Annotated in this window: 11 protein-coding genes; 5 read left to right on the top strand and 6 right to left on the bottom strand. The window is 74.3% G+C overall.

Annotated features, from left to right (window positions below; genetic code table 11):
* Position 1: 1 nt before the first annotated feature.
* The 4 genes from ACZ4WZ_RS07515 to ACZ4WZ_RS07500 all read right to left on the bottom strand — a co-directional run bounded on the left by ACZ4WZ_RS07515 (position 2) and on the right by ACZ4WZ_RS07500 (position 4,767).
* Positions 2-946 carry a carbohydrate ABC transporter permease gene (locus ACZ4WZ_RS07515; RefSeq protein WP_467886338.1) on the bottom strand — a complete coding sequence of 315 codons (945 nt, stop codon included), beginning with the start codon at positions 944-946 and terminating at the stop codon, positions 2-4.
* Positions 947-951: 5 nt separating this feature from the next.
* Positions 952-2,286: an ABC transporter substrate-binding protein gene (locus tag ACZ4WZ_RS07510; protein ID WP_467886335.1), complete on the bottom strand. Its 1,335-nt coding sequence runs from the start codon at positions 2,284-2,286 to the stop codon at positions 952-954.
* 54 nt (positions 2,287-2,340) lie between these two features.
* Positions 2,341-3,552 (bottom strand): ROK family transcriptional regulator, encoded by a 1,212-nt coding sequence (locus ACZ4WZ_RS07505; protein WP_467886332.1) that lies wholly within the window; start codon positions 3,550-3,552, stop codon positions 2,341-2,343.
* A gap of 138 nt (positions 3,553-3,690) precedes the next feature.
* Positions 3,691-4,767, bottom strand: coding sequence for a mechanosensitive ion channel family protein (locus tag ACZ4WZ_RS07500; RefSeq protein WP_467886329.1), 1,077 nt, complete (start codon positions 4,765-4,767; stop codon positions 3,691-3,693).
* A 278-nt stretch (positions 4,768-5,045) separates the two neighbouring features.
* Here ACZ4WZ_RS07500 and ACZ4WZ_RS07495 point away from each other — a divergent pair, with 278 nt between their 5' ends.
* Positions 5,046-5,579: an HNH endonuclease gene (locus ACZ4WZ_RS07495; protein WP_467886326.1), complete on the top strand. Its 534-nt coding sequence runs from the start codon at positions 5,046-5,048 to the stop codon at positions 5,577-5,579.
* A 103-nt stretch (positions 5,580-5,682) separates the two neighbouring features.
* Here the strand turns inward: ACZ4WZ_RS07495 and ACZ4WZ_RS07490 are convergent, their stop codons facing one another.
* Positions 5,683-8,676, bottom strand: a complete 2,994-nt coding sequence (locus ACZ4WZ_RS07490) for a beta-N-acetylglucosaminidase domain-containing protein (protein ID WP_467886323.1) — start codon at positions 8,674-8,676, stop codon at positions 5,683-5,685.
* Between the two features lie 240 nt (positions 8,677-8,916).
* Here ACZ4WZ_RS07490 and ACZ4WZ_RS07485 point away from each other — a divergent pair, with 240 nt between their 5' ends.
* The 3 genes from ACZ4WZ_RS07485 to ACZ4WZ_RS07475 are packed head-to-tail and all read left to right on the top strand — an operon-like array spanning position 8,917 to position 11,411.
* Positions 8,917-9,129 (top strand): hypothetical protein, encoded by a 213-nt coding sequence (locus tag ACZ4WZ_RS07485; RefSeq protein WP_467886320.1) that lies wholly within the window; start codon positions 8,917-8,919, stop codon positions 9,127-9,129.
* A gap of 27 nt (positions 9,130-9,156) precedes the next feature.
* Positions 9,157-11,157: a 4-alpha-glucanotransferase gene (locus ACZ4WZ_RS07480; RefSeq protein ID WP_467886317.1), complete on the top strand. Its 2,001-nt coding sequence runs from the start codon at positions 9,157-9,159 to the stop codon at positions 11,155-11,157.
* Positions 11,158-11,177: 20 nt separating this feature from the next.
* The gene (locus ACZ4WZ_RS07475; protein ID WP_388938873.1) at positions 11,178-11,411 is read left to right on the top strand and encodes a hypothetical protein; all 234 of its coding nucleotides are present in this window, start codon (positions 11,178-11,180) and stop codon (positions 11,409-11,411) included.
* 119 nt (positions 11,412-11,530) lie between these two features.
* Here ACZ4WZ_RS07475 and ACZ4WZ_RS07470 read toward each other — a convergent pair whose 3' ends face one another.
* A complete protein-coding gene (locus ACZ4WZ_RS07470; protein WP_467886313.1) occupies positions 11,531-12,040 on the bottom strand; it encodes a MarR family winged helix-turn-helix transcriptional regulator in 510 nt (169 codons plus the stop codon).
* 169 nt (positions 12,041-12,209) lie between these two features.
* On the opposite strand from ACZ4WZ_RS07470, the gene ACZ4WZ_RS07465 reads away from it, so the two are divergent.
* Positions 12,210-13,169, top strand: a complete 960-nt coding sequence (locus ACZ4WZ_RS07465; RefSeq protein WP_467886311.1) for an EamA family transporter — start codon at positions 12,210-12,212, stop codon at positions 13,167-13,169.
* Positions 13,170-13,186: the final 17 nt, after the last annotated feature.

Raw genomic sequence — 13,186 nt, 5'->3', positions numbered from 1 at the left:
CTCAGTCACCGGCTCCGATCAGTCCGCCCCGGCGGCGCATCAGGAGCACGGTGACGGCCATGGAGAGGGCGAACAGCACCAGGGACAGGACGCTGGCGGAGCCGTAGTCGAAGCGCTGGAAGCCGAGGTTGTAGACGGTCTGGGGGAGGGTCAGCGTGGACTTGTCGGGGTAGCCCGGTTCGACCTGCTGTCCCGAGCCGCCGATGATCCCGGCGGCGGTCTTCCCGGCGATGAGCGGCTGCGTGTAGTACTGCATGGCCTGGATGACCCCGGTGACCACGGCGAAGAGGACGACGGGGGAGATGTTCGGCAGGGTGATGTGCCGGAAGCGGGCCCAGGCGCCGGCCCCGTCCAGCTCGGCGGCCTCGTACTGCTCCTTCGGTACGTCGAGCAGCGCCGCCATGAAGATCACCATCAGGTCGCCGGCTCCCCACAGCGCGAGGACGGTGAGGGCGGGCTTGGACCAGGCCGCGTCGGTGAACCAGCCGGGTGCCGGCAGTCCGGCGGCTTCGAGCAGGGTGTTGACGGGGCCCGTGCCGGGGTTGAGGAGGAAGACGAAGGAGAGGGTCGCGGCCACCGGCGGGGCCAGGTAGGGCAGGTAGAACAGGGTCCGGAAGAGGCCGGCGCCGGTCTTGACCTTGGTGACGAGCAGGCCGACGCCGAGCCCGAAGACGACCCGGCAGCTCACCATGACCGCGACGAGCCACAGCGTGTTGCGCATCGCCGGCCAGAAGAGCGGATAGTCGGAGAAGACGTAGATCCAGTTGTCCAGGCCGTTGAAGACGGGGGGCCGGAAGCCGTCGTACCGGGTGAAGGAGAAGTAGACGGTGGACAGCAGCGGGTAGGCGAAGAAGACGGCGGAGCCGATGAGCCAGGGCGACAGGAAGGCGAGGGTCCGCAGGGCGGAGCGCCGGTGCCTGGCCCGCAGGGCGGGGGTGGTGGTCATCGGGGCTACTTGGCCTTCGCGATGTCCGTGTCGATCTGCCGGTCGGTCCTGGCGAGCCCGGCCGCGAGGTCGGGGACGTCGCCCTTCTCGACGGAGTACGCGAAGTCCTGGAAGGTCAGCTGGTAGGCACCGCCGTTCACCTGGGCCGGGGTGGTGTTCGACTTCGGGTGCCGGGCGATGTCGAGGAACGTCTTCGACTCGGGGGTGACCTGGAGCCGCGGCGAACGGAGCGCGTCGAGCGTCGAGGGTATGTTGTGGATGTCGTTGGCGAAGGCGACCACGGCCTCGGTGTCCGTGGTCATGTACCGCACCAGCTCCCAGGCGGCGTTCTGCTTCCGGCTCGCCGAGGAGATGCCCATGATGGTGCCGGAGAGGTAGCCCTTGCCGTAGTCGGCCCTCTGGTCGTCCGGCACGGGCAGCGGGGCGGTGCCGATCTCGAAGGGGACGCCGGCCGCCTTGGCCATGGCCGGCCGCCACTCGCCGTCGATCTGCATGGCCACGAGCCCCTTGTGGAAGGGGTGTTCGTTGCTCCATTCGGCACCGAAACCGGCGCGGAAGCGTTCCAGCTTCTCGTAGCCCCCGAGCTTGGCCACCAGGTCCTTCTGGGCGGTGAGCATCTTCGCGAAGGCCGGGTCGCCGGCGAGGTTCGACTTGCCGTCGGCGGTGAAGTAGGTGGGGCTCCACTGCGCGGCCAGCCGCATCGGGGTGGTCTCGTAGCCGTGGAAGGTGGGCATCACCCCGAGCTGCTCGTACGAATTCCCCTTCGGCTTGGTGAGTTTCCGCGCGGCCTCTTCGAACTCGCTCCATGTCCGCGGCGCTTCGGTGATCCCGGCGGCGGCGAACGCGGTCTTGTTGTAGACGAGGCCGTAGGCGTCGTGGAGCAGCGGCAGGGTGCACTGGTTGCCGTTGAACCGCGTGTACTCCAGCAGGGTCGCCGGGAAGACCTTCGTGCTGTCGATCCCGGACTTCTCCAGGAAGGGGCCCAGGTCGGCGAAGGCGCCGGAGTTGCAGAACTTGCCGACGCTGTCCGTGGCGAAGGAGGAGACCACGTCGGGGGCCTTGTCCCCGCCCGCGCGCAGCGCCTGGTTGATCTTGTCGTCGGTCATGTCGCCGGTGGCCTTGACCTTGATGTTCGGGTGCGCCCTCTCGAAGCGGGCGATGTTGTCCTCGATCGCCTTGACCTCGCTGGGCGTGGACCAGCCGTGCCAGAAGCTGAGGGTGACGTCGGCCTTCGGGTCGTCGGCGGCGGGGGCGCCGCTCTGGCCGGTGCAGCCGGCGGCGAGTACGGACAAGGCGGCGAGGACGGCCGCGGTGGTGGTCAGGCGTGCGGCTTCGGGCATGGAGGCACTCGCTCTCTGGGGGAGAACTGCGGATGAGGGGTGGAGGAACGGGGTTCAGCGGGAGGTGTCGAAGACTTCCTCGCGCGTGGTGGCCAGGGCGCTCTCCAGGGCGCCGCGCAGCACGGGGTGTTCGCGCACCTCGCCGGTCACCAGCCGGGGCCGGGAGGGCGTCAGTTCGGCCAGTTCGTCCTCCAGCAGGGCGCGCAGCGGGTCGCCGCCCGCGGTGATCAGGGCGCCGGACAGCACCACGATCTCCGGGTCCAGTACGGCGACCAGCGAGGCCAGGCCGGTCGCGAGCGCGGTGGCGTACGACCGGAGGAAGCGCAGGCGGGCTCCCTGCGGCTCGGCGGCGGCGCGCCGCAGCAGGTCGGCCCCGGCGGCCACCCGCGCCGCCCGCGGGGCGTCCGGGAGGGCACCGGCGTCGAACCCGGCACCGGCGGCGAGGGCGGGCAGGACCTGCACGCCGGCCAGCTCCTGGTAGCCGCCGCTGTTGGCCCGCGTCACCTGGCGGACCAGGGGGTGGCCGGGCACGGGCAGGAAGCCCACCTCGCCCGCGCCGCCGGTCCAGCCGCGGTGCAGCCGCCCGCCGAGGACGAGGGCGGCGCCGAGGCCCTCCTCGTTCCACAGGAGGACGAAGTCCTCGTGGCCGCGGGCCGCGCCGAGCCGCTGCTCGGCGACCGCGGCGAGGTTCACGTCGTTCTCGTACTCGACCGGCACGGGCAGGGCCGCGGCCAGTTCGTCGAGGAGGGTGGGGGAGTGCCAGCCGGGGAGGTGGCCGGCGTAGCGCAGCCGTCCGGAGCGGGGGTCGAAGGCGCCGGGGGTGGCGATGACGACGCGGTGCAGGGCGGGGAGGGTGAGCCCGGCGTCCTCCAGGGCCGCGCGCAGGGCCCGGGTGACCTGCCCGACGGCGTCGGCGCCCGCGGCGCTGGGGATCTCGGAGCGGCCGGTCACGGTGCCGGTCAGGTCGGCGACGGCGGCGAGCACCCGGTCGGGGGTCACGTCCAGGCCGGCGACGTGGGCGGCGCGGGCGTTGAGCGCGTACAGCTGGGCGTTCGGGCCGGGGCGGCCGCCGTCGGTGCCGGTGGCCACGACCAGCCCGGCGGCCTCCAGCCGGGCCAGCAGCTGGGAGGCGGTGGGCTTCGAGAGTCCGGTGAGGCGCCCGATCCGGGTCCGGGACAGGGGGCCGTGCGTCAGCAGCAGCTCCAGGGCGGCGCGGTCGTTCATGGCGCGCAGCAGGCTGGGCGTTCCGGGAGTGGTGGCCGGCATGACGGGGGTGCTCCCTCACCGAGGCAACTGTTAGGTAAGTTTCCTATCGGCTTCGGAGGTGTGTCAATGCCGCTGCCCCGCCGGTACGTACCAGCGGGGCAGCGGAGGACGCGGGTGCGGCGGATGGCCGGGCGGGCCCTACTTGGGCAGCCGGACCCCCGGAGCGGGAGCCGGCGCCTGCGGGATCGGGGCGGTGGCCAGGGACTGCGGCGAGGCGGGGTTGGCCAGCGCCGACGGCGCGGCGACGGCGGCCGCCGCGTCGGCCGGGGCGGCCTCCTCCTCGCCGGGGTCCGGGGCGCCGCCGATGATCCGGATCCCGGCGGCGTCGAAGGCCTCCTTGATCCGCCAGCGCAGCTCGCGCTCCACCGCGAACTGCTGGCCCGGCATCGTCTTCGCTGACACCTTCACCGTCATGGAGGCCAGCAGCACCTCGTCCAGGCCCAGCACCTCCACCGGACCCCACAGCCGCTCGTCCCACGGGGTCTCCTTGGCCAGGGTGTCCGCGACCCCCTGGACCACCTCGCGGATGTGCGCGAGGTTCTCCGTCGGCTTGACCTGCACGGCCACGCCCGCGGTCGCCCAGCCCTGGCTGAGGTTGCCGATCCGCTTGATCTCGCCGTTGCGGACGTACCAGATCTCACCGTTGTCGCCGCGCAGCTTGGTCACGCGCAGTCCGACCTCGATCACCTCGCCCGAGGCCACCCCGGCGTCGATCTGGTCACCGACGCCGTACTGGTCCTCCATGATCATGAACACGCCGGAGAGGAAGTCCGTCACCAGGTTGCGGGCGCCGAAACCGATCGCCACACCGGCCACACCCGCGCTCGCCAGCAGCGGCCCCAGGTCGATCTTCAGCGCGGCCAGCACCATCAGCGCGGCCGTGCCGAGGATCACGAACGAGGACACCGAACGCAGTACCGAACCGATCGCCTCCGAACGCTGGCGGCGCCGCTCCGCGTTGACCAGCAGCCCGCCGAGCGCGGTGCCCTCGACGGCCTCCGCACCGGAGTTCATCCGGCTTATCAGCTTGGTCAGGGCCTTGCGGACCACCGTACGGAGCGCCACCGCGATCACGATGATCAGCAGGATCCGCAGGCCGATGCTCAGCCAGGTGGCCCAGTTCTCCTCGACGAAGCTCGCGGCGTTCGTCACGCTCTCGGCGGCGTCGTCGGTCGTCGACGCTGCGTGCGGCAGCAGGATGGCGGGCGAGGGCACGGCGGGAACCTCCAGGGCATAGCGGTCCGCCCGCGGAACGGTCGTACGGTCGTGCTGACGGTGCGGGCAGACCATCCACACTAACGGGGCACGGGGCCGACCTCGTTGTGCTGTTCGAGGGAGAGACCGGACTCACCTGGGGATGAAAGGGGGTGTGGTCGAAAACACCCCGGGCCCGTTACCGGCGCGTGGTGGCGCTTCGACCAGCCGTAAGGGGAGACTGAGAGCAGATCGTCCCGGCGCGAGCCACGCGCCGCCGGCGTACAAGGAGGCAGTCCGTGCCGCACGTCCTGGTCCTCAACGCGTCGTACGAGCCCCTCGGCGTCGTACCGCTCCGCCGCGCGCTCGTCCTCGTCCTGGAGAACAAGGCCATCTCCCTGGAGGAATCGGGCGCCTTCCTGCACAGCGCGACACGAGCCGTCCCCGCGCCCAGCGTGGTCCGGCTCAAGCGCTTCGTGCGGGTCCCCTACCGGGGGCCCGTTCCACTCACCCGCCGCGCGCTGTTCGCCCGCGACGGCGGCCGCTGCATGTACTGCGGGGCCGTCGCCACGAGCGTGGACCACGTCGTTCCGCGCAGCCGTGGGGGCCAGCACGCCTGGGACAACGTGGTCGCCGCCTGCCGGCGGTGCAACCACGTGAAGGCGGACCGGCACCTGCTGGAGCTCGGCTGGCGCCTGCGCCACCAGCCGGCTCCGCCCTCCGGGCTGGCCTGGCGGATCATCGGGACGGGGCACCGGGACCCGCGGTGGATGCCGTACCTCCAGCCGTACGGGGCGCAGGACGCGCTCGAACGCATCGGAGCCACCGCGTAGCCCCCCGCGCCCGGGCGGTGTGCGCACCGCGTTCCGCAGGGACCAGGGGGTGTCCGGCGGATCATGACCCGGCCTGATCCGGCCCTGATCCACCGGACACCCCCTAGGGGACCACCGCGAGGGCAGTGGCGGACCAGAGGCTGCAGCCGAAGCGCGTCGCGCGGCGCTCGCACGTGACGCGGAGGTAGCGCGTGTCCGGCGCGTCCAGCCGGACCGCGTCCACCCCGCCCCGGGAGGACACCACCGTCCCCGGGCGCCACGTCACGCCGTCGCGGGACGTCTCCACCCGGAACTGCGAGGGGTGGGCCTCCTGCCAGTGCAGGGTCAGCAGGCCCACCCTGGCCGGGGCGGCCAGTTCGGCCTGCCACCAGGCGCCGTCCACCGCCGGGGACGACCACCGGGTGGCGGCGGACCCGTCCACCGCCGCCGACGCCGGGAACTGCGGGGCCTCGTCGCCCGACGAGCGGGCCCGCGCCGTGCGCAGCAGGTCCGGACCGCCGGTGCGCGGAACCGCCCGGACGGTGAGGGTGCGCACCTCCCCGTCGAAGGCGAGCGGGACCTCGTACACCCCGGCCGGGGTGCCCGCCGCCACCGTGACCTCCACCGGGACGGAGACCGTCGCGCCCCGGGGCACCGCGACCTCCTGCGGGAGCCGCACCTGGACCCCCGCCGGCGGGGCCGCCGTCAGCGGAGCCCGGAACTCCCCGGGGCGCAGGCCGGACAGCTGCGCCGGCACGGTGCGCGCCGCGCCGCCGATCTCCACGTCGGCGCGGCCTCCTCCGGACAGTTCGAAGCGGGCCCGCGGGCCGTCCGCGAACCACGGGACCACCTGGTGCACCACGGGGTCCGGACCCGCCCACGACAGCCGGACCGCGTCCGCCCGTACGCCCGCCGCATCGGCCTGCGTCCAGCCGGACACCGCCGCGTCGGCCAGCCGCCGCCAGCCCTCGCCGGGCACGTGCGCCTCCACCGTCACGCCCCGCGCGCCCGGCGCCAGCGGGTCCGTCATGACCGTGACCGCCGCGAGCGGCCGCGCCGAGTCCAGCCGGACGGTGTGGGCGCCGGCTTCGCGCACCACGGTCCCGTCCTTGCGGGCCGCGCCCGTCCAGGCGTCCGACTCCGCCGCCGCCTTCGCCAGGAAGGGGTCGAGCACGGAGGTGTCCACCCGCACCCCGCCCGGCTCGGCCAGCGCGCTCCGCGCCCGCGCGAGCTCCCGCGAGGCCTGCCAGGCGGCCGCCCCGTCGCCCCGGGCCTCGGCGCGCAGCAGGTCGACCGCCAGCTCGCCCGCGGCCCCGTACCGCGCGAGCCGCTCCAGCCAGGGCCCGGCCTCCTCCGCCACCGGCGCGTCCAGGCGCCGGGGGGCCTCCCTCAGCACGGTGAACGCCGCGCGGAGCCGGTCGCCGGCGGCCTTGTCCCCGGCGGCGCGGGCCCGCCAGAACTCCTCGACCAGCGGCTTCAGATAGGCCGACTCCTCCACCTTGAGGCCCGAGGAGGCCGTGTTCCCCGCCAGGGCCGCAAGCGCCGCCCGGGTCCTCGGGTCGGGGCCGGACAGGTCGAGGACCGCCGCCGCCCAGGACTCCCCGGCCCGGTAGCCGCGCGGGTTCCAGGCGTAGTCCGCCGCCGTGAACAGCGGGATGCGGGAGAGGGTGCCCTGCGCCATCGCGTTGGCCAGCACCCCCGCCGAACCGCCCGCCACCGCCGGATCGCGCCCGGCGTACGGCCCGAGGAAGATGCGGCCCGGGTCCCAGTCGTTGACCGGGTAGTTGTCCATGGTGACCAGCGGATGCGCGAGCGCCGCCCGGGCCCCGGCCAGCTCCTGGCCGGTGATGGTGCGCGGCACCACGCCCACGCCCGTCCAGGCCACTTCCACGCGCGGGTCCAGCGCCCCCGCCAGGGCCGTCCGGTAGGCGGTGGCGCCGTTCTGGAAGTACTCCGTCGGCAGCAGCGACAGCGGGGCCGACCCCGGATGCCGCGCCGCCAGGTGCGCGGCCAGCTCTCCCGCGACCTCGGCGTGGGCCTTCGCCGCCGCGGCGGGGCCCGTCCCGTACCGCGCCCGGTCGGCGCGGCAGCCCCATTCGGTGTAGCTGACGTCCTGGAACTGCACCTGGAAGGCGCGGAAGCCCAGCTCCCACATGGCGTCGGCCTTGCGCAGCAGCGCCGCCCGGTCGTCCGCCGACGACAGGCACATCGACTGCCCCGGGGACACCGCCCAGCCGAGCACCACCCGGTTGGCGCGGGCCCGCTCGGCCAGGGCCCGGAACTCCTCCTGCCGTTCGCGCGGGTACTCCTCGCGCCAGGCCGTGGTGCGGTACGGGTCGTCACCGGGCGCCAGCAGCATCCGGTTCTGCTTGGTACGGCCCAGGAAGTCCAGCTGCTCCAGGCGCTGCTCCTGGGTCCAGGGCTGCCCGTAGAAGCCCTCGGTGATCCCGCGCACGGGGGCGATGGGCCAGTCCCGCACCAGCATCCCGGGCACCTTGCCGCGCCCGGCCGCCAGCAGCTGGCGCAGCGTCTGCGCGGCGTGGAAGAGCCCGTCCCCGCCCACCCCGGCCAGCGCGACCGTGTCCCGGCCGCCGGTCCGCCCCACCGCCAGCCGGTAGCCGCCGGCGGGCAGGTCCCCGGCCGGCGCGGCGCCCAGCGCCCGCAGGGCCTCCTCGGCGTCCGGGCCCTGGAGCCGTACGACGAGGGCCCGCTCGGGCAGCGCCGCGCCCGGGGGGCGCACGAGCGGGTTCCGCACTCCGGCCGCGCGCAGGGCGGTGCGTACGACCTCGACGGCGTACGGGTCCACGTCCTGCGGGGCCACCAGCACGGCCTCCGCCGGCACCGGCAGCTCCCGCCCCGGGTCGGCGGTCGCCGACTGCGGCCTCGGCCACACGGCGGGGCCCTCGGAAGCGGCTCGGGGAACGTCGGAGCCCGGGTCGACGACGGACCCGAGTCCCGCCGCCTGGACGGGGACTGACCCGCTGTCGGGGCGCGCGGAGCCCGAGCTCCCCGGTGCCGCGCTGAAGCGCGGCGGAGCGGAGGCGACGGCCCCGCCGAGCAGCGTTCCGATGACGGCGACGGCGGCGGCCGTGGTCCGCTTCCTGCCCCTGAGCTGCATGGAGCCTCCCCCGTCCCGAGTCGTCCCCCGACCGTGTGAACGAGCCAGAGCCCACCACCCGTGCGGCGTGGGTGTCAATGCGGGTGGGGTGATCTGACCGGGATCCGCCAGGAATGCGATGCCCCTGACTGGGTATGGCTGCGGTGTTCGCCACGGGTGTTGCATGGGCGTCCGAAGACCGTGCCGGCGGTCGGAACAACCGCGCCGGCGGTCCGGAGAACCGCACTAGGGAGGAACCTCATGAACGCCCGCACCGCGTCCGGCACCCGCAGGAAACCGGCCCCGCTCGCCCATCTGCCCGTCCCGTCCGGGCCCGGGGACCTGTCGGCCGCCGACGCCGCGCACCCGCCGCTGACCAGCGAACCCCCGCTGGCCGGCTCCGCGTACACGCCCCTGACCAGTGAGCCCCCGCTCGTGGCCGAGTCCCCCCTCACCAGCGAGCCGCTCACCTAGCGCCCCCCCAGCCCCCTCCAGCCAAGGATGACGATGGACGACCTCGCCCGGCTCGCGGCCCTCTACGGCGTCGCCACCTCCTACCAGCCCGCCGAGGACGTCACCGTCCAGGTGCCCGAGGCCACGGTCCGGGCCGTGCTCAGCCTGATCGGCGTCCCCGCCGGCACCCCCGAGGAGGTGCGGGAGACGGCCCGCGCCACCGAGCGGGAGCGGGCCGGGCGGCTGCTCCCGCCGACGCTGGTGCACTGGAGGGGAGAGCCCGCGCCGGCGGCCCTGGCCGGGCTGCCGGCCGGGACGCGGGTGCGGGTGACCCTGGAGGACGGGGCCGGGCAGGCCGACTGGCACCCCGGCCTGCCCCTGGGGGTGCACCGGCTGGCCGCCGAAGCACCCGGCGGGCGCACCGCCTCCGCCACCCTGATCGTGGCCCCGGACCGGGCCCCGGCGGCGCCCGTCCGCGCCCACGGGCTGCTCGTCCAGCTGTACTCCCTGCTCTCGGAGCGTTCCTGGGGCATGGGCGACCTGGGCGACCTCGCCGAGCTGGCCCGCTGGGCGGCCCGCACCCACGGCGCCGGGTTCGTCCAGGTCAACCCGCTCCACGCGGGGTTTCCCGGCACCCCGAGCGACCCGTCCCCCTACCGGCCGTCCTCCCGCCGCTTCCCGGACCCGGTGCACCTGCGCGTCGAGGACCTGCCCGAGTGGGAGGCCTGCCCGGACCGGGACGCCCTCGCCGAACTCGCCGCCCGGGGCGGAGAGCTGCGCCGGGAGGTGCTGGAGAAGGGGGCGCTGATCGACCGGGACGCCGTCTGGGCCCTCAAGCGCGCCGCCCTGGAACTGCTGTACGCCGTCCCGCGCACCCCCGCGCGGGAGGCCGCCTACCGGGCGTTCCGCGCGGCCCAGGGGGACGGGCTGGCCGCGCACGCCGCCTGGTGCGCGGCCGCCGCCGGGGAGGACCCCGGGGAGCGCGCCGACTTCCACTGCTGGCTCGTCTGGCTGACGGACACCCAGCTGACCGCCGCCCAGCGGGCCGCCCGGGAGGCGGGGATGGAGGTCGGCATCGTGCACGACCTGGCCGTCGGGGTGCACCCGGACGGCTCGGACGCCCGAACCGGCTCCTTCCACGCCCGCAGCGCCTCCGTCGGGGCCCCGCCGGACGCCTTCAACGCGCGCGGCCAGGACTGGGGACTGCCGCCGTGGCGGCCCGACGCCCTGGAGGGGTCCGCGTACGCGCCGTTCCGGGCCCTGCTGCGCGGGGTTTTCCGCTACGCGGGGGCGGTGCGCGTGGACCACGTCATGGGCCTGTTCCGGCTCTGGTGGATCCCGGAGGGCACCCCGCCCGCGGAGGGGACGTACGTCTCCTACGACGGCGAGGCGATGCTGGCCGTACTGGTCCTGGAGGCCCACCGCGCCGGGGCGCTGGTGGTCGGCGAGGACCTCGGGACGGTCGAGCCGGGGGTGCGGCGGGCGCTGGCCCGGCGCGGGATCCTCGGTACCTCCGTGCTCTGGTTCGAGCGGGACTGGTCCGGTGACGGCGAGCCGCTGCCCGCCGAGGCCTGGCGGTCGGAGTGCCTGGCCACCGCCACCACCCACGACCTGCCGCCCTCCGCCGCCAAGCTGGCCGGGTCCCACGTCGAACTGCGCGACCGGCTCGGCCTGCTGACCCGTCCTCTGGAGCTGGAGCGGGCCGAGGACGCCGCCGACACCGCGCGGTGGCTGTCGGTACTGGACCGGCTGGGGCTGGAGACCAAGGGCGAGGAGGCCGCCGTACGGGCCCTGTACGCGTTCCTGCTGCGCACGCCCGCCCGGCTGGTCGGCGTGTGGCTGCCCGACGCGGTGGGGGACCGGCGGCCGCAGAACCTGCCGGGCACCTGGGACCAGTACCCCAACTGGCGGCTGCCGCTGGCCGACGCCGGGGGACGGCCGCTGACCCTGGAGGCGCTGACCGCCTCGCCCCGGGCGAACGCCCTGCTGGGCGCGGTGCGGGAGGGCGCTCGGACCCGTACGGCACCCCCGGGCGCGCGCCCCGTTTAGGTGTTCGCTACGTTTGCACCGTGGACAAGAAGAACGCTCTGCGCGCCGGCGCCGTCACGGCCGGAACGACGCTGATGATGCTGCTGATGACGTCTCCCGCGCTCGCGGTGACCCGCGACGACGGCGACGACCCGGGCCCGGGCCTGAGCATTGGCGAGACGCTCGGCCTGTACGTGGCCGCGCCGATCGTGCTGTTCCTGGTCATCGCGGGTCTCGTGATGGTCGGCGACAAGTCGCGCAAGACCAAGGTCTGACCCGGCCGGGCAGGCCTTTCGTCAAGACTTCCGGGCGCCGGAGGTCCGCGGGACCGGTGTGAGCCGGTTCCCGCGCGGCCTCCGGCGCCTTGGTGTGCCCGGAAGCGCGCGGTTCCGTTTCAGGCCACGTCCGCGAGGAGCTTGCGCAGCAGCGCCGTGAGCTGTTCGACCTCTTCGCGGTCGAAGCCCTCCAGGGCGGTGCGGTGCACCTCCAGGCCCGCGGAGACCGCCTCGTCGGCGAGGGCGAGTCCCCGGTCGGTGAGGGTCACCTGGAGCCCGCGCCGGTCGTGCGGGTCGGGGCTGCGGGTGAGCAGTCCGGCCCTCTCCAGCTTGTCCAGGCGCCCGGTCATGCCGCCCGTGGTGAGCATCAGCGTGGCCGACAGCTCGCGGGGGGAGAGGGTGTACGGGGCCCCGGAGCGGCGCAGCGTCGCGATGACGTCGAATTCCCCGCGGGTGATCCCGTGCCGGTTGTAGGCCCGCTCGACGGCCTCGCCCACGGCCTTGGAGATCCGGTAGATCCGGCCGAAGACGGCCATGGGGGCGGTGTCCAGGTCCGGTCGTACGGCGGCCCACTGCGCGGTGATCGCGTCGACGGCGTCCTTCTCGGGGGCCTTCTTCACCTCGGTCATGACCGAAGTATCCGATTCCGCTCGCTCGTTCGCAAGAAAGTAGCTTGCTAAAAAGTAGCTTAGTAGTAAGCTACTTATAAGCGACCTACCCGGGGAGGTCCGGGGACGGGCCCCCGGGTGGGTCGCGGCCAACCCGCACCCCGCCAGCCCGTCCTCAACTGCCCGAGGAGTGACCGTGAACCGTGTCACCACCACCCTCCTGACCGCGCTCGCCCCCATCTCCTGGGGGTCGACGTACTTCGTCGCCAGTGAGCTGCTGCCGCCGGACCGGCCCCTGTTCACCGGGGCCATGCGCGCCCTCCCCGCCGGTCTGCTGCTGGTCGCCCTCTCGCGCACCCTGCCCAAGGGCGCCTGGTGGTGGAAGTCCGCGGTCCTCGGCACCCTCAACATCGGAGCGTTCTTCCCGCTGCTCTTCCTCGCCGCCTACCGGCTCCCCGGCGGCGTCGCGGCCGTACTCGGCTCCGCCGGGCCGCTCTTCGTCGTGGGGCTCGCCGCCCTCCTCCTGGGGGAGCGGGCCAGGCTGCGGACCGTGCTCGCGGCCGTGGCCGCCGCCTTCGGCGTGAGCATGGTGGTGCTGACCGCCCAGGCGGAGCTCGACCTCATCGGCGTCATCGCGGGCGTGGTCTCCTCCGCCGCCATGGGCGCGGGCACCGTGATGACCAAGCGCTGGGGGCGCCCCGAGGGCGTCGGCCCGCTGGCCGTGACCGGCTGGCAGCTCACCGCGGGCGGCCTGGTCATCATCCCGATCGCCGCACTGGTCGAAGGGGCGCCGCCCGCGCTCGACGGAAAGGCTTTCCTCGGCTACGGCTACATGATGCTGATCAACACCGGGGCCGCGTACTTCCTCTGGTTCCGCGGAATCGGCCGGCTCACCGCCACCTCCGTCACCCTGCTCGGCCCGCTGTCACCGCTCACCGCCGCCGTCATCGGCTGGGCCGCGCTCGGCCAGTCGCTGTCGCCCGTACAGCTGGTGGGCATGGCCATCGCCTTCGGCGCCACGGTCGTCGGGCAGCTCCCGGGGAAGTCCGCGCCCGTCGCGGAGGAGCCGGCCGCCGAGGAGGAATCGTTCACTTCTCCTGAAGGAACTGATCGAAATGTTTCGATGGACCTGGGCAAAGTGAAGGTGTGAAGGTAGGGGGCACGCAC

It is taken from the genome of Streptomyces sp. NPDC029122 (genome assembly GCF_055569445.1).
The sequence above is the reverse complement of the archived record's forward strand: the minus strand, read 5'-3'. Positions and strand labels throughout refer to the sequence as shown.